Genomic DNA, 22671 nt, shown 5'->3' with positions numbered 1-22671 from the left:
CTCTGCAATTCTACCATGAACCATGATCCATGATCTATGAACCAAAACTTACCTCATCACCATCACCCAGCCACTCATTACATTGCCGTTTTTTAGATCTATCACGTAATAGTATGTGCCCGATGGAATATCCTGGCCGCTGTATTTGCCGTCCCAGGCTTTGGGGTAGCCAGTACTTTTAAACACCAGGCCGCCGTAGCGGTTAAACACCTGTGTGGTTGAAGTTGGGTAGGTGTCCAATGCTTCAATGTTCCAGGTATCGTTAACACCATCACCATTGGGTGTAAAAGTATTGGGGATAACTACTTTTTTATAAACGCGCACAAATACCTCGTCGGTAGCTTCGTCGCCGCAGCCGGAGTTTGATACCACGTGAAGGGTGTAGGTGATATCTTCAAACGGTGACGCTGTTGGCTTAAGTTCAAGGCTGCTGCTCAGGTTATCGGTTGGGGTCCAGTAATAGCTTACATTTGTTCCCTTGGTACTGCCGTTTAACGTAACTGACTGTCCCTGGGTAATATGCCTGTCGGGACCCGCATTAGCTACCGGCTTTTTAAGCACATTAACCTGAACCTGAGCGGTTGAAGTACAGGTTCCGTTACTTACGGTAACCGTATAAAGCGTGGTATCTGTTGGGCTGGCTACCGGATTGGCAATACCGGCATCAGAAAGGCCAGTACTGGGCGACCATGAATACGTTGAGCCACCACTGGCATTTAAGGTTACCGAACTGCCCTCGCAAATTGGCTCGACTGGCGCCACAGCTGCAACAGGTTGGGCATTCACTACAACTGATAAGGGAACTGTAACCTCGCATCCCGACGATGATTTAACGGTAACACTATAATTCCCGGCAGCCGCAGTTGTTACATTATCGATGGTTGGGTTTTGAAGTACCGATGTAAAACCGTTTGGCCCTGTCCATTTATAGCTTACCCCGGTTGATGCATTTAGAGACAATGTGGCACCGGCGCAAACCGGCGTATTGGCTGTTGCTGTTGATGAAGGCGGCGCCCCGACAGTCAACGTGAGCACATTTGATGCCGACCTGCAAAGCGCCGAATTGATGTTGCCCGCCTGTGCCGTTACGGCCCGGTAATAATAAGTTCCGGCCACTGTTGGCGACGTGATCTGGTAAGTTGAGCTGGTACTGTTGGCCCCGGTAAGATCTGTCCAGGTGCCATTGCCGTTTTTAGACTGCCATAAAACCGTATATCCGCTGGGGATAGTTGTACTAAGCGTATAAGTTTGAGGAACATCTGAACAGGCCGCTGCGGTTATGGTTGAGCTTGAACTGCTGAAACTTGCCGCTATGACCGGTCCGTAAGGACGAAAAACGATATCGTCAATAGCCAGGTCGTTAGCCGGTGCACCTCCCGCGCTGTTATTGATCATCTTAATCACCACATCGCCAACACCTGCAGGCAGGGTAAAATTAAATGCCTCCTGTACCCATTGATAATTGCCGCTGGTACGTGCAATGGTACCGGTATTATAACTCTGGATAGTTGTCCCGTCGGTTTTTTCAATAGCGAAAGTGATGTTTGGCGGACTGATATCATTGCTCCTCAACAGGTTCACCACCCAGGCCGAAAACTGATAGGTGGTGTTAGAGCATAACCCGGTAATGGTACGTTTATAAAAATAATCGGTTTTGGATACGCTGGCATTTACTACCATCATGTACCCTCCGGTATTACCCGTATGGTCTGTTGCCGACCACCAGACGTTACCGGCACCCGCGGTAGTATTTTCAATGGTGTACGAGCCATCATTCGGAAAATCGGCGCTGCTGTAAGTATAACTCGTGGATCCTGAATCGGCAGGCAACGCACCAGAGTGTGTTGAGGTTCCGGAACCAAAAGTGATACTCACAACCGGGTCGCCGAGGCTTTGCGCGTTTGTTTTACGAACTAATAAGATGAGAAAAAAGCTGATTAGGGGGAGTAACTTTTTTGCTTCCAACGGAATACTGTTTTTAAAAAAGCGCCTGTATGTACTACTAACACACAGACGCTACTATCGCAACTATTATGAAAAGGGGTACTAATAAACCATTTATGGGGTTATATTTGGTTTACTGCATAAATATGCGGGCATGGCAGCTATTCATCAATATTGTATCGATGAATCACAGTTTTGTATAGGCGAACTTAACGGGACTGATAATTTACCGGCAAATAAGGCGAACCCCTTGAAATACTTTTATTTCTGCTTTGCCCAGTTGCGCGCGAATTCGTTATAACTTTCGCTTATCGGCAACTCAACATCGGTTAGCTGAACTTTGCGGTTTTGGATGGAGCGGATCTTGTTAACAGGTACAATATAGCTGCGGTGGATGCGCTGAAATTTACTTGTGGGGAGTTTTTCCAATACCTTTTTCATAGGCATCAGTGTAAGGATGGTTTTCTCGTTGGTGATGTGGATCTTGATATAATCCTCCATGCTTTCTATATACTCAATGGTACCCAGATCTATCTTAACCATACGGTATTCGGAGTACACATACAGGCTTTCCTCCGCCGCTTCTTCGGCGGGCTTGCTTCTGTATTTGTAGTAATCAACAGCCTTTTCAACAGCCTTGGTAAAACGCTTAATATCAATGGGCTTTAAAACATAATCGAGGGCTTCCAGTTCGAAGCCTTCATACGCGAAGTTTTTATGGGCTGTGGTAAATATCACCATAGGCTTTACATCCAGCGAACGTACCAGATCGATCCCGGTAATGTCGGGCATATTGATATCAACAAAAAGCAGGTCTACCGGATTGTGCTTTAAAAATTCAGCGCCGGATATGGCGTCCTCAAAAGTATTAACCATTTGCAGCGCCGAAAAACGAGATACATAATCGTTGATGAGCCTTAAGGCCAGCGGTTCATCATCAATGGCTATACATTTAAGCACCATATTATTTAAGCTTGTAAAGTAAGTTGAACAATATACTCATTATTCATACTGCTTATGCTTAATAAATGTTTGTTGGGGTATAAATGTTCCAGGCGCTTTTTGGTGTTATTTATGCCGATGCCCGTACGCTGATAATCACTTTTTTGTACACCGAAGATGCGGTTTTTGCAGTAAAACGAGATTTTCAATCCCTGGATATCTATGCTGATATCAATATCAGATGGTTCATGTTTACTCACCCCGTATTTAAAAACATTTTCAACAAAGGTCATCATTACCAGTGGGGCTATCTGTTTGTGGTCGATATCACCTTTAACCTCAAAATTCACTTTGGTGTTTTTACCGATACGGAGGCGCTGCAATTCGATATAGTCGCTGATACAATCTATTTCGCTTTGCAGCGGAACAAAATCTTCGGCAACATCGTCGGTAACATAACGCATAATGTTTGATAGCTTCATGATGCTATCTGCCGTGTTATCATCTTTAATAGCCGCAAGGGTATAAATATTATTCAAGGTATTGAACAAAAAATGCGGATTGATCTGCGCTTTCAGAAACGACAGTTCGGCATTGGTTTTATCGGCTTCGGCCCGGGCCGCGCGTTGCTCCGTCAGTTGCCATTGCTGCACCGTTTTTATGGCCATGCTCAGCGCCATGATCATCAGGAAGATGAACAGGCTGGTGCTATCAAGCGGCCGCATGCGATGCCGGCGCCACTGAGACTGCGCTTTGAAATAGGCCGAGTCAGAGCGGAAGGGCGGGTGGTCAAACACGGCGGCGGTATCGCCCGGAGGAACGCCAAAAGGGCCATTACCAAAACGCTCTCCACCAAATGGAGGGCGATGCCGCATCATCATGCCGTTCATCATTCGCCAGCCATCGGTACTGCGCATTAACTTGTCAAAAGGGCGAAGCAGGTAAACCCCGGCTAATAATACCACAACTATGATGCTGTATATAACGTATTTCTTTTTCAGGAAAAACCTTGGGATGAAAACGTACGCGTTTGAATAAAAAAGCACCATATAGGTAACGCAAAACTCCCAGTAGGCTGGCTTCTGTAAAAAAGTGGCAATGGAAGTATTGTAAAAAGCCCGGCTATTTAAAAATACCAGCGGAAAGGCCATGAATAGCAGCCACCCCGCAATATGTATCACAACCGAAAATGCTTTAAAACGCGACATTATGTAAAATAACGCATTATGTTACAGCAATAAAAGCAAGTGTCGGTATTTTACAGAATTGTGTGGATGAGTTTGGGGCTAACTAATAACAAGATAGGCACAAAACGTCATTGCGAGGAACGAAGCAATCCCCGATTTGCAGGTCATCCCTGTATAGTTTGGGATTGCTTCGTTCCTCGCAATGACGCATTTTTATTGAAACTTACCCATGAATAGTTTCGCCCTTGCCATAATTCTGGATCACATGGGCTTCGTACTCCAGGAATTGCTTCCAACGGGCATCAACATCTATTTCTTCGGCATATTTTTTGGCCAGGCGAATGAACATGGAGTAGTGGGTTGCCTCGCTTATCATCAGCTCGTGATAAAAAGCAGCCAATTGCTCATCGTTAATATTTTCGGAGAGTACCTTAAAACGTTCGCAGCTGCGGGCCTCAATCATGGCCGAAAACAACAGCCTGTCAATCAACTGAGCTTCGCGGCCACCGCCCACAATAATAAATTTTCTGAGCTCATTTACGTAGTTATCCTTACGCTCGCGGCCAAGGATATAGCCACGCTCAAGAATAATATCATGCACCCGTTTAAAATGATCCATTTCTTCCTGCACCAGCAGCGCCATCTCCTGTACCAGTTCGCTCAGGCTGGGGTTTTGAACAATAAGGGTAATAGCATTACTTGCCGCCTTTTGTTCGCAAAAAGCGTGATCGGTCAAAATTTCTTCGATATTACTCTCCACCACGTTCTTAACCCAAAGCGGATCGGTAGGCAGCTGCAGTTTTAAAATGGTTTTCTCGCTCACGCTACAAAGATAACTGTTGGAAGTGAAAGTTGGAGGCGAAAGGTTAAAGGCGAAAGACAAAAGGTTGTCACTACGAAGGGTAAAAAAATAAAGGCCATCCTTTACGGATAGCCTTATTTCACTTTTTTATTGCTCTATTTTTTTGAGCTTGATATCAAAGATAACGATAGAGTTAGGCGGGATCTGGCTGGTGCCATATACGCCATACGCTAAGCGGGAAGGAGCAATAAGCAGGATCTCGCCTCCGGCAGCAATCATCGGGATACCGATTTGCCAGCCTGTGAGCAGCACATTGAGTTTATTGCTGTAATCTGTTTGCCCATTTATACTTACACCACTAAGCAATTGCGCCGAGTAGTCGATGGTAACCGTGGCGTTTGGCCCGGCATGGGTGCCAGTTCCCGGTGTGATGATCTGATAATAAAGCCCTGAAGTATCCTTTGTCGCGCTGATCTCGGGATGTGCTGCAAGGTAAATTTTGATATTGCCGTCCTCGTTCAAAACGTTTTGCTGCGGATCGGCCGATTTATCTTTAAAACATGCAGACAGCACCAATAGCGGCGCTAATAACAATAGCAACAGGGTTTTTCTCATTTCAGGCTTTGGTAATTGAATCAGCTAAAACTAAGCAGATCAATCGTAAATACCAAAACCGAGTTTGCCGGGATACCATCTTTAGCAGTGTTGCCATAACCATCTCTTGAAGGGATCACCAAAATGATACGCCCGCCTGCTTTTAAGTAAGGCAGACCAGATTGCCAGCCAGCGATAAGGCCGCTGAGGCTTTGGTTGATAGTACCCGAATCAAAGGTAGTTCCGGCCAATAATTTGCCGGTATAGGTTACCTTAACTGTTGATGACGCGGTTGGTTTTGCGCCGGTGCCTTGTGTTACAATTTTATAATAAACACCAGAACCATCGGCGGTAGCATGAAAAGCAGTATCGGTACCGATGTAAGCTTTAATAGCGGCATCATCGGTAGCCGCCTGTTTTGAAGCGTCGAATTTGTCTTTTGAGCATGAAGCAAGGATCACCAGGGGGGCGAATACGAATAATAGAAATTTCTTCATTGAGTTAATAGTTCTGTTTTAGTTAATTTGACGGGTAAAAGCTACAGAACGCTACAACATTCAACTTATTTTGGCCGATTTACTTAAATTCTGTTAAATCTACAGTAAACACCAATACCGAGTTTTCAGGAATCCGGCCTACGCCATTAGCACCATAGGCAAGCCCCGAAGGTACAATGAGCAATATCGTACCGCCCTCTTTAACCAGCGGAATGCCTATTTGCCAGCCTTTAATTAAACGGTCTAATGAACTCGAAAAGCCGCTTGCCTTATCAACCACCATATCATTTAATAATGCCGCGGTATAATTTACCGTAACCATCGAGCTTTCGGTGGGGTGCTGGCCTTTACCTTCAGATAAAACCTGGAAGTAAATGCCTGACGAATGCTTTTGCACTTTAAGCTGCGGATTAGCTTTCAGGTAAACGCGGATCAGCGAATCATCTGTCTTAGCCTGCCTTTCCTGGTTTAATTTCACAGAGTTATCGCATGACATCATCAGCGTAATGATAACCGCGCTTAGCAATAAAAGGTATTTTTTCATGATGGGGTATTCAAATAAAAGCCCCCTTTGCAATAAAGGAGGCTTAGTTTATGTTTTGGGTTTGTTAAACCGTTGTTTTAATTTTCAGTTCGGTCATTTGCGCTTCGGCAATGGTTGATGGCGAATCGATCATCACATCGCGGCCCGAATTGTTTTTAGGGAAGGCGATCACATCACGGATAGAATCCAGACCGGCAAATATTGATGCCAGGCGGTCAAAACCGAACGCGATACCACCATGCGGAGGTGCACCGTACTCAAAGGCATCCATCAGGAAGCCGAATTGTTTTTGTGCCTCTTCCGGCGAGAAACCAAGATGCTTAAACATCAGTGATTGCAAACCACGGTCATGGATCCGGATAGAACCGCCGCCAATTTCGGTACCGTTAATTACCAGGTCATACGCATTGGCGCGTACTGCTCCGGGTTCGGTATCCAGAAGATTAATATCCTCCGGCTTAGGCGAGGTGAACGGATGGTGCATAGCGTGGTAACGGCCGCTTTCTTCATCCCACTCCAATAACGGGAAGTCAACAACCCATAGCGGGGCGAATGTATTTTTATCGCGCAAGCCTAAACGGCTACCCATTTCCAAACGTAATTCGTTCAGTTGTTTGCGTACTTTATCGGCACCTCCGGCCAAAATCAACATTAAGTCGCCTTTTTCAGCGCTAAATACTGCTGCCCAGTTGGTTAGTTCATCTTCATTATAGAATTTATCTACCGACGATTTCAATGTTCCATCCTCATTGTAACGGCAATAGATCATGCCTGTTACGCCAATTTGAGGGCGTTTTAACCATTCGGTAAGTTCATCTACCTGTTTGCGGGTATAGCTTGCACAACCTTTGGCGTTAATACCAACAACCAATTCGGCATTATCAAAAATGCTGAAGCCTTTGCCTTTAACAATATCATTCAGTTCAACAAACTCCATCCCAAAACGCACGTCAGGTTTATCTGATCCGTATAGGCGCATCGCATCCGAATATAGCATACGCGGAACCTCGCCCAGGTCAATACCTTTTACAGTTTTGAACAGGTGACGGGTAAGGCCTTCAAAAATATTCAGAATATCTTCCTGGCTTACAAATGAAAGCTCGCAGTCAATCTGGGTAAACTCAGGCTGACGGTCGGCACGCAGGTCCTCGTCCCTGAAACATTTAACAATCTGAAAATAACGGTCGAAACCGCTTACCATCAGCAATTGTTTAAAAGTTTGAGGCGATTGCGGCAGGGCGTAAAACTCGCCAGCGTTCATGCGGCTTGGTACCACAAAATCGCGTGCACCTTCCGGGGTCGACTTGATCAATACCGGGGTTTCAACCTCAATAAAATCAAGCTTATCTAAATATTTACGCACTTCCTGGGCCATTTTGTGGCGAAGTACCAGGTTGTTGCGGATAGGGTTACGACGCAGGTCGAGGTAACGATATTTAGCACGTAATTCCTCGCCGCCATCTGTTTCGTCTTCAATCAGGAAAGGAGGCAATTTGGCCGCGTTAAGCACTTCAATATCCGTAACAACAATTTCAATTTCGCCGGTTGGGATCTTGGTATTTTTACTGGCACGCTCAATTACATTACCGGTAACTTTGATCACAAACTCGCGACCAAGTTCACGGCTTTTTTCGCGCAGCGTAGCATCTGTATCTGTGTTAAATATCAATTGGGTTAAACCATAACGGTCGCGCACGTCGATAAAAGTAGTACCGCCCAAATCGCGCGATTTTTGTACCCAACCGCATAAAGTAACGGTTTGGCCTAAATGGCTGATATTTAATTCGCCGCAGGTATGAGTTCTAAGCATAGCAATGTTTTATAAAAGTTTGCTAAAGTAGGATTTTGATTTCGGATTTCGGATTTTGGATTTCGAATTTAGTAACCTGTTAATTTAAAAGCCAATAAAGCCTTATAAAAGAGGTTTTGCGACCACCCAGGTGGAAACTTATAAATTACAAATGGAGGGGCATTTCTTGTAAAGGCGCTAAATCATTAAGGCAGACGGGTATTTGCTTTGCGTCTTATTAATCTTATGAGATTTTTAGTTTTCCTTTAGTTAGTCGAACGTTTCTCCAGACATTTATCAATCATGGCATCGGCTTCTTCTTTGGATAAACACAAGCCGTTCTCAATTTGGCAAATGCCGTCTTTTACAGATTCAATCTCCTCTTCATTTAATCTGTAAATATCATCTTGTTGCTTTTCGTTCATTTTTCATAGCGACTTCATCAAATTTAGCCATTCTCGTTAACAAATCCGAAATCCCACATCCAAAATCCGAAATCAAAACATATCTTTGCCTCAATACAATTCTCAAGGGGTGCCTTGCTTTGGTTGCAAAACAAACTATAGGTTGTTTTACCAAACTGAAAGACGGGCTGAGATCATACCCAGGGAGTAAGTCATAAGTACTAAGTTTCAAGTCTTAAGTCAATCACGACTTCCGGCTAACGATTTCCGACTTGCGACTTCCCCCCACACCTGATCCGGATAATGCCGGCGTAGGGATAAAGGTAAATAAGTTAAGTGTACTGCTGCTTCTCCCTGGCGTGCAGATGGTTTAACTCAAATTTTTGTTTTACACATTTTGAAAAATTTATTTGTGGCCGCAATGGCCCTGCTGTTGCCTGTTATGGCATCGGCCCAGCTTTCCATTTCGGGAAAAGTGACCAATCAATCCGGCGAAGCACTGCCCGGCGCAACTGTTACAATTTTAAATCTACAGCAAAGTGCGGTTACTGATGCTGCCGGCAAGTATAGCTTTAACGATCTAAAAAAAGGCAATTACACCGTTAAAGCCAGTTATATTGGCTATCAGTCCCTGGTAAAAAACGCGGTACTTAATGCAAATACAGCGCTCAATTTCACTTTAGGATCGGGAACATTTACAACCGATGAGGTGACGGTAATTGCCACCCGCGCAGGCAAAAACTCGCCAACTGCATTTACCAACCTCAGCAAAAAAGACCTGGAAAAGAACAACTTCGGCCAGGACCTGCCTTACCTGCTAAACCAAACGCCATCTGTTGTAGTTAGCTCAGATGCGGGTACGGGTATTGGCTATACAGGCATCCGGATCCGTGGTTCAGACGCATCCCGTATCAACGTAACCGTTAATGGCATCCCATTGAACGATGCTGAAAGTCAGGGCGCTTTCTTTGTCGATCTGCCAGATTTTGCTTCATCTATCAATAACCTGCAAATTCAGCGTGGCGTGGGTACTTCAACCAATGGCGCAGGCGCTTTTGGTGGTAGCATCAACGTACAAACTGCAACCCGCCGTGATACTGCGTATGCCCAGCTTGATAATTCGGCAGGTTCATACGGTTCGGTAAAAAATACGGTAAGTATGGGAACAGGCTTGCTTGGCGGCCGGTTCAGTATTGACGGTCGCTTGTCCCGTATCCGTTCCGACGGGTATATCGCCCGTGCATCGGCCCGATTAAAATCATTCTTCGTGAGCGGCGCTTATTATGGCGATAACAGTACTTTAAGATTAAACGTGTTCTCGGGCCATGAGCGTACCTACCAGGCCTGGAACGGCGTGGCTGATTATATAATAGGCGATGATACCCGCCCGGATAACCGCACCTATAACGAATTGGGCTATATGGGCAACAACGCGTTTTATAAAGACGAAGTTGACGACTATCTGCAAAACCACTACCAGTTATTGTACGATAAAAAGTTTTCGGATAAACTATCATTCAGCGGTGCCCTGCATTATACTCATGGCGAAGGCTATTATGAGGAATATAAAAAGGACGACGACGTAAGTAACTACGGCTTAACACCTGTTATTTATGGCACCGATACCATTAAAACCACTAACCTTGTACGCCGTCAATGGCTCAATAATGATTTTTATGGTGTTACCTATGCCTTAAAATATCAGCCTACCACAAAACTAAACTTCAACCTTGGCGGCGCTTATAACGAATACAAAGGTGCGCACTATGGCAATATTATATCTGCCGAGGAAAGCATAGGCGTTGGCCCTAATTATCAATATTACCGTGATGATGCCAAAAAGAAAGACTTCAATATTTTTGGCAGGGCTGAATGGCATGTAGACAAGTTTTTGCTGTATGCCGATATGCAGTACCGCCATATTAATTATTCGTTTTTTGGTATCGACAAAAACCTTAATAACGCACAGCAAACGGCACAGTTAAATTTCTTTAACCCCAAAGCGGGCGTAACCTATCAGTTTAACGAGCATAGCAATGTGTACGCATCCTTTGCGGTAGGTAACCATGAACCCAATCGTGACGACTATGTACAGTCGCCTCCGCAAAACCGCCCGAAAGCTGAAAACCTAAAAGATTTTGAGGCCGGCTATCGTTTTGCCTCATCTGTTTTCAGCGGAGAGCTGAATGGTTTCTATATGTTGTATAAAAACCAATTGGTATTAACCGGCTCGCTGAATGACGTAGGCAGCCCGGTGCGTACCAACGTTAAAGACAGCTACCGTGCAGGTTTAGAGTTTAGCGGAAAAGTGAAAATTACCAGTCAGCTAAACTGGGGTGTTACGGCTACTTTAAGCACCAACAAGATCAAAAACTATCACCAGTTTTTCTCTAACTATGACAACGGGGCACTTGTTGAGGAAACTTTTGCCAAAACGGATATCGCCTATTCTCCGTCGCTCACCGGCTCAAGCGTAATTAGCTACAGCCCGATCAAAGGCGGTGAGATCGCATTCATCAGCAAATATGTAGGCAAGCAATACCTGGATAATACCATGAACCGCAATCCTGAAGGTTTTGGCATAGCGCCGGATAATGCCGCTAACCCTTATGCTGCCAACCGCATGCTGAACAGCTTTTTTGTGAACGATGTGAGGTTGAGGTACAGTTTCAGTGTACGCTCGGTTAAAAACATAACTGTTGGCCTGCAGGTTAATAATATCTTCAGCGAGAAGTATGAAAACAACGGTGCTACCTATCCGGATATTGAGGGCGGCCATGTAATTAACTATAACTATTACTTCCCGCAGGCACCGCGAAACTTTATGGCTTCGTTAAGTTTAGGGTTTTAATTAAGCAACAATGAATCATTGGATAGACTTATTCATTGAACAAATAAAGGAAACTACCTGGCCGCAATGGCTTGCCGTTGCGCTGGGTGTTACCGAAGTGCTGCTTGCCCGCGTAAATAATATATGGTTATACCCGGCAGGGATCCTGGGGACAGCCATATCCATATACCTGCTGATAGACGTTCACTTATATGCCGAATCGTTATTAAACGGGTACTATATTGTGATGAGCGTTTACGGATGGATCTACTGGATAAAGAAACGCAATGAGCCCCCGGTAAAAATTACTTATTCCACAAAAAATGAATGGGTGATAAGTATAGCCATTAGCGTTATAGGCTGGGTGCTATTTTATTTCCTGATCAAAAACCTGCCTGCCAAATATTTCACACCTTCAAACGTACCGGTTTGGGATGCATTGGTATCTTCAACCGCATGGGCAGGCATGTGGCTATTGGCCCGCCGTAAAATGGAGAACTGGATTTTCCTGAACATTTCCAACTTTTTCGCTGTTCCGCTATTGTTTTATAAAAAACTACCCCTGTTTGCCATGCTTACCATCTTCCTGTTTATTATAGCGATATGGGGATATTTTGAGTGGAAGAAACAAGTGAAGCAAGAGAGATTAGTGGTTGGAGATTAGAGGTTAGGCGGTCTACTTAAAAACAGGGATTTACAATGCATCCATCACAGAACTTAAAACCCGAATGGGTTGATATAATCAGGAAAGCAGCCCCGGCAGCCGAACAGGCGGGTAAACTGCAACCTGACCAGCTGGCACTTATTTATGAGCAAGGCTGGTTTAAATTTTTAGTACCTCAGGCTTATTCCGGCTTGCAACTGGCTTTACCACAAATGGTGCGGTTAGAAGAAAGCCTGGCCTGGGCAAATGGCAGTTTGGGTTGGGTAGTAACCCTGTGCAGCGGGGCCGGCTGGTTTGGCGGTTTCCTTAATGCCGATTTCGCGGCCGGGATCATGACCAACCCACAATTATGCTTTGCCGGCAGTGGCGCATCAACCGGAACAGCTACCATCAGCGGTGATGGCTACATCATCAACGGCACCTGGAAGTATGCCAGCGGCGCGCATCATGCAACACATATCACGGCAAATTGCATCATCAAAAACGGCGATGAAACCGTTCTGAATGATGAGGGCGAGCCGCTGATATTACCTTTTGTTTTCGACAAGAAAGATGTGCGTGTTTTTCCGGCATGGAAGTATATCGGCATGATGGCCACCGGAAGCGACGCCTACGAGGTAAAAGATCTTTACGTTGATAAAAACCGTTGTTTCAGGATCGATCCGGAGTATACGGTTGTAAACGAACCTTTATATCGTTACCCGTTTTTACAATTGGCCGAGGCTACCCTTGCCGCCAACCTTTCGGGCCTGGCAGTGCATTTTCTTGACCTCTGCGTACCAGCCTTCGATGAGCGCATGAAAAACCCAAGGCTAACTGATCCCCAAAAGGAATATATCCAACAATTACTGGCTGAACAAACCACATTGGTTAATGAAATCCGCGCCGCGTTTTATAAAGCTGTTGATAACTCATGGGATAACTTTGAATCTGTCGGTGGTGAAAATGGCTTGCAGGAGGTTAGTGTCATGAGCCGTAAACTGGCCAAAACATCAAGAGATAGCGTAGATAAACTTTATACTTATTGCGGGTTATCGGCAGCAAACCCGGACACCGAGATCAACCAGGTATGGCGGGATCTTCATACGGCAGGGCAACATTCGTTGTTAACGTTTGAAGACTAAAAGTAGAGACGCATAATTGCGTCTCCCTCATGCTATTTACGATAGCAAAATGACGTACAAGTTGCCTATCCTACGAGAGACGCAATTATGCGTCTCTACTTAAAAAGACATCCTAAACAACTTCTCAGAGATACCCGCTCAGCACATTTCTTAAAATAGCTACCAGTTCGGGATCATTGAACTGGTAGTTATCTTCAATATCAAGCACAATTAGTTGTTTGCCATTTATGCTAAAGCGTTGTTTCAGTATTTCCTTATGCTTCTGTTCCATCACAAAGATCACATCAGCCCGGTCTATCATTTTTTGATTCACCCTTACCCGTGCTTTATCACTCGTCCCCGCCGACGAAGCTTTATGTTCAGGATGGTTCCTGAATAAAGCCTCAGCCGTTGGGCTTCGCCACTGGTTTTTACTGCAGATGAAAAGGAGGTTGGGCATAGGGGATTAAATAAAAATGTCATTGCGAGGAGGAACGACGAAGCAATCGCACGGAAGCATATTCGCCCTGTATAGCATGCGATTGCCACGTCGCACCTCGGGCTCATCCCGTTTCGCTCCTCGCAATGACATGGGTTACTAAAGGACAATTAAAATACCCACATCGTTCAAAAGCTTTTTGCTTTGAGCCTTCGGCTTTCAGCTCACTTTCACCAACCTTTTTACTGTCTCAGTTACATGTGCCAGGTGGTGATTACTGTGCCACGCATACGTAGCAAGGCCTTTTTTTAGCGATATAGTTTCACCGGATGCGGGGTGTACAAATGTGCGGGCCCATTCGTTTTCGGTAAAACTTTCAAACAGGGCTACAAAATGCTGATGGATGCCCTCAAGCATTTTTAATGATGGTTCAACCGGCAGGCGATAATCGGGCAGTAACGCCCAATCGGCCTCTTCATAGGGTTTTATGGTTGGGTTATCTTCGGTAAGGGCAAGCTTAAAACGGGTGATAGAATTCATATGACTATCGGCCAAATGGTGAATTACCTGGCGTATTGTCCAGCCCCCGGTACGGTATGGCGTATCCAGTTCCTGGTAATTAAGCCCGGTGATGGCGTGCCTTAACTTCCCCGGCAGGGTGGCTATATCTTCGATCCATCCGCGCACATCTTCGGCGGTGTATGAAGCCGGGGGCGCAAACTTCCCGATTGGGTATCTCATTTGTTCATCTGTCATCATAAATGTTAAAAAATTTAAATTAGTTATTATTTTATAGTACCACAAGCTTTTGGCCTATTTTAGCGTTCTGTAGATTGTTTAATTTGACTGATGATAAAAAAGCTACTGGCTGTACTCTTAGTTTTTAACTGTACGCTATCCTTTGCGCAAACCATTAAAACCGACATATTAGTAATAGGCGGAGGCGCAAGCGGTACAGCGGCGGCCATACAGGGCGCACGAAGCAAACTCAAAACCTTGCTGGTTGAACAAGGCCCCTGGCTTGGAGGCAGCATGACCGCGGGCGGCATGTGCATCGTTGAGGGCAACCGCAATTTACCCACAGGCATCTGGGGCGAATTCAGGCGCAGGGTAAGGGATTTCTACAGTAAAACACCAGGCTACGATACTGCTTATAACGCCACTTTAAGATTTGAGCCTTATACCGGCGCGGCCATCCTCAAAAAAATAACCGATACGGTAAAAAATCTAACCGTAAAATTAAACACTCCATTTACTGGTATAAAAAAAGATGGGACAGGCTGGGATGTGAGCATCTCGCTCGACGGGAAAACAACCACCGTAAAGGCCAAAGTAGTTATTGACGCTACCGAAACCGGTGATGTTGCCGCCAAAGCAGGCGAAATTTTTGTTTATGGTTTCGACAGTAAAAAACAAACTACAGAAGCCCTGGCACCCGATAATGAATCGGCGCAACTACAGGATTTAACATGGATTGCCATTTTGAAAGATTTTGGCGTTTCGGCCGATAAAACTATTCCCAAACCCGAAGGTTATGATGCCTCGGCTTATGCCTGCCTTAAAGGAAAAAATATTAAGCAAATGCTTACCGATGGCAAACTACCCAACGACAAATACATGATCAAATGGGCTGAATGCGGGAACCAGTTCCCGGTTACCGTCGATAATTTAAAGCCCGAAAACCGGGAAGCCTTTTATGCCAAAGCCCGCCTGCACACTTTGGGATTGATCTACTATCTGCAAACCGAACTCGGCTATAAAAACCTTGGAGTAGATGACGGTTTTACCACGCCCGATCATTTACCATATATCCCGTATTTGCGCGAAGCCGGTCGTGCTACAAAAGGTCTGGTACGGATGATGCTGGATGATGTGTACAAACCTTACAACCGCGAATCAAAACTTTATCGTACTGCAATTGCCGTTGGCGATGCCTACCCGGGCCAGCATTATACCGATGCAGGAGCTCCGAAAGTAAACTATCCGTCTTTCCCGGCTTATGGCGTGCCGCTTGGGACTATTGTGTTAAAAGATCTGGATAATTTGCTGGTAACCGAAAAAACCATGTCGGTAACGCATCTTGTAAATGCAAGCACTATGTATCCATCGGTACAAATGGCTATAGGACAGGGGGCTGGAGCTACAGCAGCCTATTGCGCGTTTTTTAAAACCACTACACAAAACTTAAACGTACGGATAATCCAGGGCGAACTGCTCGACTTTAAAGCATGGCTTATCCCTTTTACCGATATCAAACCAAACGATCCCTATTTCAGGGCGATACAGCAGGTAGGAGCTTCCGGGTTATTAAAAGGGGTACAAAAAACAGAGGGTAATTCTACCCGGTTACTTTTCCAGCCCGATTCGTTGGTTGCTACGGCCGAAATTAAGCCGACACTGGAAGAAACCTATACCCGTGGCTTTCTATGGTTCAACAAAGAAAAGCCTGGCGCTGTATTTACTGTAGGCAACCTGCTATCCTTCATCAGCGAAACCACACTAACAGACCCGCACACGCTGGAAATTGCTATGCAAAAAGCCTGGAAGGAACAATATAAATTTACATCTCAATTTGATACGAAACGCCCGGTAACCCGCCGCGAGTTTGCTATTTTGGCCAACAGGTTTTTCAATCCGTTTGCGCGATCGGTAGATATTGCAGGAAGGATGGTTAATTAAGAAGTATTTTCCGAACAATTAAGCTTTTTTACTTCGCTTTGCCGGTTCAGTCTCAACATGAGCGTTAAACGCTTTGCCTTGAGATGCCTTTTCCTTATCAAGGATATATTCAACAATCAAACGCCCCAGCTTTTGCTTACCGATGGTTGAAAGGTGGCCTGTATTACGGTATAATATTTTATGCTTTTCGTAATCATCACACACAAGGTTAAATGGCACAACAATGGTCGAATCCTTCAGGCGGGTGTCTTTCAGCATTTCATTGGCTTGTTTACGGTATCCGTCCAGGTTATGGGTGCTGCCATTATCAATAAGCAGTGATGCAAGCTCATTACGTACTTTCTTCAAAATATCAAGGCTATCCTTTTCTTCTTTAAAACCAAACTCGGGCATAGTTACAAAAACCGGCTCGATATTATTACGGGCCAGATCGCTGATAATGAGCGAACAATAATAGGCATAAAACTTAGCGCCCATTTCACCCTCTGCATCACTGGTGCCGGCCAAAACAATGCAATAGTCTAAGTTATGGTGCAGTATTTCGTTACTTGAAAATGGTTGACCGGGATTGGCGTACAGGTTATCGTAAATCTCTTTTGTTTTTGCTTCCGGCTGACCAAAGGCTATCACGTCTGTGTTGATGCCGCGTTTTTTAAATTCATCTCTGATAATGGTATCTATGGTAATGCCGGTGGCCCAGCTGTCGCCGATGATCCCAACACGTAAAGTATCGTTCTTATGCTTTTTTTCGGGCACAAGCACATGCCGTTTCTCCAGCGAATAACGTTGGTACAGGTAAAAACCAAAACCGGTTGTTACTATCAATAACAATAGTAGCAGAAGCCTTAATTTTAATTTCATTCAGATATAAATTCCAATTATTGGGGGCGATAATGAAACCTCTTTTCAGAGCTAAAGGATGTAAATCTACAGCTTTGAACATTCACTTTTTACGATAAAAACAACTAAATGTTAGCTAAAATCCTCTATTTATCGCTTATATGCTTTTCCCGGTTTATTAAATTAGATAAAGTCCTTTTTAATTGATATGTAAAAACATTTATACAAAATGTATGAACATTAAGTTTTTCATCCTATATTGAGCCCGGAAAATCGATTTGGGATACAAATATGCATTTGCAAATTGTAGTACAAATTACATAACTTTAATATCTGCTTAACCAATTTTAAACCCATGTACCGGAAGTTGTATTATGTGTGGCTCACAATAGCCATTTGCATGCTGTACACGCTTTACTCCTGCCATTCATCGGGCGGGGTGGCCGAAGAACAGGTTCCTGATACCATCAGCTACAACTTTAACATCCGGCCAATCCTTTCAGATAAATGTTTTAAATGCCACGGCCCCGATGCATCCCATCGCGAAGCAGACCTAAGACTGGACATTGCCGAAAGCGCTTATAAAGCATTAAAAGATAATCCATCATCGCATGCCCTTGTTCCCGGCGAACCCATGCAATCGGAGGTTTATCGCCGTATCTCTACTAAGGACACAACCGAGCAGATGCCGCCTGCATCGTCAAACCTCAAAAGGTTATCGCCTTACGAGGTTGAGCTCATTCATAAATGGATAAAACAGGGTGCCAAATATGAAAAACACTGGGCTTTTGTTGCACCGCACAATTACCCCATTCCGCAGGTAAAAAATACCACATGGCCTAAAAACGCCATCGATAATTTTGTGTTGCAAAAAATGGAGCGGGCTAACCTCGAACCTAATCCCGAAGCCGATAAAGAACGCTTGCTGAAACGTATCTCGCTTGATCTTACCGGTCTGCCGCCATCCATTGCATTGATGGATGAGTTTTTAGGCGATAAAAGCCCTAACGCTTATGAAAAAATGGTGGATAAGCTAATGGCAACCCCGCAATACGGCGAAAAAATGGCGCTGCACTGGCTGGATGTTGCCCGTTATGCAGACTCGCATGGCTACCAGGATGATAACTACCGCACCCAATGGCCATGGCGCGACTGGGTGATCCATGCTTATAATGAAAACCTTCCTTACGATAAATTTATCACCTGGCAGCTGGCCGGCGATCAATTGCCAAACGCTACGAAGGAACAATTGCTGGCCACTGGCTTTAACCGTAACCATAAAATAACCGAAGAGGGTGGCGTAATTGACGAAGAATACCGTGTAAGTTATGTAACCGACCGCACCAATACATTTGGAAAGGCCATGCTGGGCGTTACGCTTGAATGCGCCCATTGTCATGATCATAAATACGATCCTTTTTCGCAAAAAGAATACTACCAGGTTTACGCCTTTTTTAACAATGTGAAAGAAGTTGGCCTGCAATCAACCGTGGGCGGGCCCGAAACCTACGCCAAAAATCCGATGATGCAGATCAGTAACGACGATGTTAAAAAGATCCTGACCTTTGTGAACAAGCGCGATACGGATAAGCTCATCGTATCTATCATGACCGATAGTGACAAGGTACGACCAACCTATATCCTTAAACGCGGCAACTATGACGCTCACGGAGATGAAGTACAGGCTGGTACACCTAAATCAATACTGCCATTTACCAATAACTATCCTAAAAACCGCTTAGGTTTGGCCGAGTGGCTGTTCAATAAAAACAATCCGCTTACCGCGCGTGTGTTTGTAAACCAGATGTGGCAGGAGTTTTTTGGAAAGGGTATTGTAAAAAGCTCCGGCGATTTCGGGATGCAGGGTGATTTACCATCGCACCCTGAACTGCTGGATTGGCTTGCCATTGATTTCCGTGATCATGGATGGAACATCAAACGACTGGTAAAACAGATCGTAATGTCGGCCACCTACCGGCAATCGGCCATTACAACACCAGAAAAGCTAAAAGAAGATCCTGATAATACCTTATTAGCCCGCGGCCCACGGGGTCGTTTGCCTGCAGAGTTTGTTCGCGATTTGGTTTTAGCCAGCAGTGGTTTGCTTAATCCAACCATTGGCGGGCCAAGTGTGAACCCTTATCAACCACCCGGTTTGTGGGAAAACGCCACATCGGGCAGGGGAATTTTGGCAAATTATAAGCAGGTGCATGGCCCTAACCTGTACCGCAGGGGGATGTATACCTTGATCAAACGTACGGTTCCACCGGCATCATTGGGTATTTTTGACGCCAGTAACCGCGACCAGTGCGAAGTAAAGCGCCTCCGTACCAATACGCCGTTGCAGGCTTTGGTTATGCTTAACGATCCAACTGTATTGGAAAGCGCAAGGGTTTTAGCAGCCAAACTATTACAGGATAAAAGCACATCGGCAGAAAAAATCACCAAAGCTTTCAGGCTTATCCTGAGCCGCCATCCGCAGCAAAAAGAACTGGCTATTTTAACTTCATACTATGCAGATGAGTTAAAAACGATGAAAAAGGCCGATGCTGAAAAACTACTGACTGTAGGCGAGTACCCGGTACCGCCCAATTTGGATAAAGTAACGCTGGCAGCCATGATGAAAGTGGTTGACACCATGTATAACCTGGAAGAAGCAATAACAAAAACCTGAGCTCATGGAAAAAGATTTTTTAGAAAACAGGCTTAACATTAACAGGCGCAGGTTCCTTTCAAGACTTAGTTTGGGTATTGGCAGCGTAGCATTGGGTTCGTTGCTCATCCCGGATCTGTTTAGCGGAAAAGGTGATGAAGCCGAGGCGGATTTTATCCCCGGCATACCCAACTTTGCGCCAAAAGCCAAACGGGTGATCTACCTGTTCCAGGATGGGGCACCATCGCAGTTAGAGTCATTTGATTATAAGCCCAAGCTCCGCGAAATGATGGGGCAGGAATTACCGGCCTCTGTCCGCGGTAACCAGATCCTCACCGGCATGACAGCCAAACAGGCTTCATTCCCGCTGGTGGGTTCGTTTTATGATTTTAAACAATACGGCGAATCACGGGCCTGGATCAGCGATATGTTTCCGCATATAGGCAAAATTGCCGATGATATTTGTATCATTCGCTCCCTCAACACCGATGCCATCAACCACGATCCCGCGCTTACATTTTTCCAAACCGGGGCGCAGCAGGGCAACCGCCCAAGCATGGGCTCGTGGGTAAGCTACGGCCTCGGCAGCGAGAATAAAAATTTACCTGCTTTTACGGTATTACTATCTAAGGGAAAAGGAAACGGACAGGGGGTTTACTCCAAGCTGTGGAGCAACGGATTTTTAGATTCTATTCACCAGGGTGTACAGTTCAGCAGCGGTGAAGACCCAATATTGTACCTGAATGATCCTGAAGGGTTAAACCGCCACGAGCGCCGCAAAATGCTGGATAAACTTGCCGAGCTTAACGACATGAACTATAAAGAGTTTGGCGATCCGGAAATAAACACCAAGGTGCAGCAGTATGAAATGGCTTACCGCATGCAAACCGCCGTACCCGAAATTATGGATGTAAGCAAGGAGTCGGATGATATTGTGAAGATGTACGGGCCGGAGTGTCTCATTCCCGGCACCTATGCGGCTAACTGCCTACTGGCCCGTAAGCTATCTGAAAACGGAGTACGCTTTGTGCAGCTCTACCATCAGGGCTGGGACCAGCACAGTAACCTTCCGCAGGAAATGGCCGGACAAGCCAAAGATGTAGACCAGGCATCGGCAGCATTAGTTACCGATTTAAAACAAAGAGGACTATTAGATGAAACCTTAGTTATTTGGGGTGGCGAGTTCGGCCGCACCAATTACAGCCAGGGCAAACTGGAAAAAGCCAATTACGGCCGCGATCATCATCCGCGCTGTTTCAGCATCTGGATGGCCGGAGGTGGTATTAAACCGGGTATAGTTTACGGCGAAACAGATGAGTTTGGATACAACATTGTAAAAGACCCGGTGCACGTGCATGACTTCCATGCCACCATCTTAAATCAATTAGGTATCGATCATAAAAAATTAACTTTTAAAAGCCAGGGCAGGAGATACCGGTTAACAGATGTGGCGGGCAATGTGGTGAAGGGTATCATAGCATAAAAGGCCTCACCCAACCCTCTCCAAAGGAGAGGGCTTTAAAACAAAATACTGCCGCGGGATACGCTGCGTATCCCGTGGCGAACCATAAAGTAAGCTTTCAGCTTACACAAATTCAGCTGAAAGCTGAAACCATGCGAACCGCGGGGCTGTGCCCCGCGGCAGCTAATAACATAAACAATCAAATAAATTAATCGGTGAAATCATAACCAATCGGTGAAATCCCAAACAACATGGAAAGAAGAGAATTTATTAAGCACACTTCAGTTTTATCAGCAGGCTTTTTTATAGCTAAGGACATGTTAGCAAAAGATAATGGGCCAATTTACGGTCATGGCAATATGCGCTACCGCATGGATAAAAACTGGAGCAAGGCCGATTCGCAGAAAAACCCGGTGAATGATTGCCACGAAATGGTGCAGGATTCAAAAGGCCGTATTTTACTGCTTACCAACGAAACCAAGAACAACGTGCTTATCTACAATAAGTCGGGCAAATTATTGACTACCTGGGGACACGATTTTCCCGGCGCGCATGGCCTAACCCTGTTTAATGAAAACGGCACCGAAGTATTGTTTATAACCGATACCGTAAAACACCAGGTTTATAAAACCACACTTGATGGCCGTATTTTAATGACCATTGATGTACCACTTGAAACCGGCGTTTATAAAAAGGCCGAAGAATTTGTTCCTACCGAAACCACGATCGATAGCAATGGCGATATTTTTATTGCCGATGGTTACGGTGCGCAATACGTTACGCATTACGATAAAGATGGTAAGCTGAAAGGTTTCTTCGGCGGTAAAGGCGAGGGCGACGAACACCTGGACAATGCCCATGGCATTGTGATTGACAGGCGCTATGATACCCCGACTTTACTGATTACCGACCGTACCCGCAACTGTTTTAAACGCTTCAGCATGGATGGCAAACTGCAGGAAGTGATTAAGCTGCCAGGAGCATGCGTTTGTCGCCCGGTGATTAAGGGAGACCATTTGTATGCAGCCGTACTTCGTTCACCAGACCTGAGCAAGGAAAACACCGGCTTCACCACCATATTAGATAAGAACAATAAAGTAGTGTCAAACCTTGGTGGTACCGAGCCGGTGTATACTGACGGTGTGTTGCAACCTATGGCCCAGGCCGAAAAGATTTTCCTGAACCCCCATGATGTATGTGTGGACAATGATGAGAACTTGTATGTGGCGCAATGGGCATCGGGCAAGGTGTACCCTTATAAATTCACAAGGGTTTAATTAACTGATACAGTCCGGCGT

The 22671-nt window shown here is 45.2% G+C and carries 19 protein-coding genes; 7 read left to right on the top strand and 12 right to left on the bottom strand.

Annotated elements, in window-relative coordinates; all coding sequences use genetic code 11:
* Window positions 1-48 precede the first annotated feature (48 nt).
* From EAH55_RS03135 to EAH55_RS30795, 9 genes are all read right to left on the bottom strand, one after another.
* Window positions 49-1965, bottom strand: a complete 1917-nt coding sequence (locus EAH55_RS03135; RefSeq protein WP_121808446.1) for a gliding motility-associated C-terminal domain-containing protein — start codon at window positions 1963-1965, stop codon at window positions 49-51.
* Window positions 1966-2205: 240 nt separating this feature from the next.
* Window positions 2206-2907 carry a LytR/AlgR family response regulator transcription factor gene (locus tag EAH55_RS03130; protein ID WP_121808445.1) on the bottom strand — a complete coding sequence of 234 codons (702 nt, stop codon included), beginning with the start codon at window positions 2905-2907 and terminating at the stop codon, window positions 2206-2208.
* A 5-nt stretch (window positions 2908-2912) separates the two neighbouring features.
* The gene (locus EAH55_RS03125) at window positions 2913-4094 is read right to left on the bottom strand and encodes a sensor histidine kinase (RefSeq protein WP_121808444.1); all 1182 of its coding nucleotides are present in this window, start codon (window positions 4092-4094) and stop codon (window positions 2913-2915) included.
* Between the two features lie 202 nt (window positions 4095-4296).
* Complete coding sequence (gene miaE / locus EAH55_RS03120; RefSeq protein ID WP_208644779.1) at window positions 4297-4896, bottom strand: tRNA-(ms[2]io[6]A)-hydroxylase; 600 nt, start codon at window positions 4894-4896, stop codon at window positions 4297-4299.
* 126 nt (window positions 4897-5022) lie between these two features.
* Window positions 5023-5490 (bottom strand): FKBP-type peptidyl-prolyl cis-trans isomerase, encoded by a 468-nt coding sequence (locus EAH55_RS03115; protein WP_121808443.1) that lies wholly within the window; start codon window positions 5488-5490, stop codon window positions 5023-5025.
* A gap of 20 nt (window positions 5491-5510) precedes the next feature.
* The gene (locus tag EAH55_RS03110; protein WP_121808442.1) at window positions 5511-5966 is read right to left on the bottom strand and encodes an FKBP-type peptidyl-prolyl cis-trans isomerase; all 456 of its coding nucleotides are present in this window, start codon (window positions 5964-5966) and stop codon (window positions 5511-5513) included.
* Window positions 5967-6045: 79 nt separating this feature from the next.
* Entirely contained in the window at window positions 6046-6510 is a 465-nt protein-coding gene (locus tag EAH55_RS03105) for an FKBP-type peptidyl-prolyl cis-trans isomerase (protein WP_121808441.1), read from the bottom strand.
* Between the two features lie 64 nt (window positions 6511-6574).
* Window positions 6575-8320, bottom strand: coding sequence for an aspartate--tRNA ligase (gene aspS, locus EAH55_RS03100; protein WP_121808440.1), 1746 nt, complete (start codon window positions 8318-8320; stop codon window positions 6575-6577).
* A gap of 245 nt (window positions 8321-8565) precedes the next feature.
* The gene (locus EAH55_RS30795) at window positions 8566-8724 is read right to left on the bottom strand and encodes a hypothetical protein (protein WP_162996734.1); all 159 of its coding nucleotides are present in this window, start codon (window positions 8722-8724) and stop codon (window positions 8566-8568) included.
* Window positions 8725-9100: 376 nt separating this feature from the next.
* Between EAH55_RS30795 and EAH55_RS03095 the strand changes: the two genes are divergently transcribed.
* The 3 genes from EAH55_RS03095 to EAH55_RS03085 are packed head-to-tail and all read left to right on the top strand — an operon-like array spanning window position 9101 to window position 13321.
* Window positions 9101-11554 carry a TonB-dependent receptor gene (locus EAH55_RS03095; RefSeq protein ID WP_317127552.1) on the top strand — a complete coding sequence of 818 codons (2454 nt, stop codon included), beginning with the start codon at window positions 9101-9103 and terminating at the stop codon, window positions 11552-11554.
* Between the two features lie 10 nt (window positions 11555-11564).
* Window positions 11565-12197, top strand: a complete 633-nt coding sequence (gene pnuC / locus EAH55_RS03090) for a nicotinamide riboside transporter PnuC (RefSeq protein ID WP_121808439.1) — start codon at window positions 11565-11567, stop codon at window positions 12195-12197.
* Between the two features lie 35 nt (window positions 12198-12232).
* Window positions 12233-13321, top strand: a complete 1089-nt coding sequence (locus EAH55_RS03085) for an acyl-CoA dehydrogenase family protein (protein ID WP_121808438.1) — start codon at window positions 12233-12235, stop codon at window positions 13319-13321.
* A gap of 124 nt (window positions 13322-13445) precedes the next feature.
* Here the strand turns inward: EAH55_RS03085 and EAH55_RS03080 are convergent, their stop codons facing one another.
* Window positions 13446-13760, bottom strand: coding sequence for a low molecular weight protein tyrosine phosphatase family protein (locus tag EAH55_RS03080; RefSeq protein ID WP_121808437.1), 315 nt, complete (start codon window positions 13758-13760; stop codon window positions 13446-13448).
* A 198-nt stretch (window positions 13761-13958) separates the two neighbouring features.
* Window positions 13959-14480, bottom strand: a complete 522-nt coding sequence (locus EAH55_RS03075) for a YfiT family bacillithiol transferase (RefSeq protein ID WP_244228085.1) — start codon at window positions 14478-14480, stop codon at window positions 13959-13961.
* 108 nt (window positions 14481-14588) lie between these two features.
* On the opposite strand from EAH55_RS03075, the gene EAH55_RS03070 reads away from it, so the two are divergent.
* Window positions 14589-16418, top strand: a complete 1830-nt coding sequence (locus tag EAH55_RS03070) for an FAD-dependent oxidoreductase (RefSeq protein WP_121808435.1) — start codon at window positions 14589-14591, stop codon at window positions 16416-16418.
* Window positions 16419-16436: 18 nt separating this feature from the next.
* On the opposite strand, the gene EAH55_RS03065 is transcribed toward EAH55_RS03070, so the two are convergent.
* The gene (locus tag EAH55_RS03065; protein WP_121808434.1) at window positions 16437-17279 is read right to left on the bottom strand and encodes a hypothetical protein; all 843 of its coding nucleotides are present in this window, start codon (window positions 17277-17279) and stop codon (window positions 16437-16439) included.
* Between the two features lie 334 nt (window positions 17280-17613).
* On the opposite strand from EAH55_RS03065, the gene EAH55_RS03060 reads away from it, so the two are divergent.
* The 3 genes from EAH55_RS03060 to EAH55_RS03050 all read left to right on the top strand — a co-directional run bounded on the left by EAH55_RS03060 (window position 17614) and on the right by EAH55_RS03050 (window position 22650).
* Complete coding sequence (locus tag EAH55_RS03060; RefSeq protein ID WP_121808433.1) at window positions 17614-19932, top strand: PSD1 and planctomycete cytochrome C domain-containing protein; 2319 nt, start codon at window positions 17614-17616, stop codon at window positions 19930-19932.
* A 4-nt stretch (window positions 19933-19936) separates the two neighbouring features.
* Window positions 19937-21394, top strand: coding sequence for a DUF1501 domain-containing protein (locus tag EAH55_RS03055; RefSeq protein ID WP_112574662.1), 1458 nt, complete (start codon window positions 19937-19939; stop codon window positions 21392-21394).
* Between the two features lie 230 nt (window positions 21395-21624).
* Window positions 21625-22650: an NHL repeat-containing protein gene (locus EAH55_RS03050; RefSeq protein ID WP_121808432.1), complete on the top strand. Its 1026-nt coding sequence runs from the start codon at window positions 21625-21627 to the stop codon at window positions 22648-22650.
* Window positions 22651-22671: the final 21 nt, after the last annotated feature.

Origin of the sequence: Mucilaginibacter kameinonensis (genome assembly GCF_003675385.1) — a bacterium.
In the GTDB taxonomy this organism is placed as follows: domain Bacteria; phylum Bacteroidota; class Bacteroidia; order Sphingobacteriales; family Sphingobacteriaceae; genus Mucilaginibacter; species Mucilaginibacter kameinonensis.
This window is presented reverse-complemented; position numbering and strand designations above follow the sequence as displayed.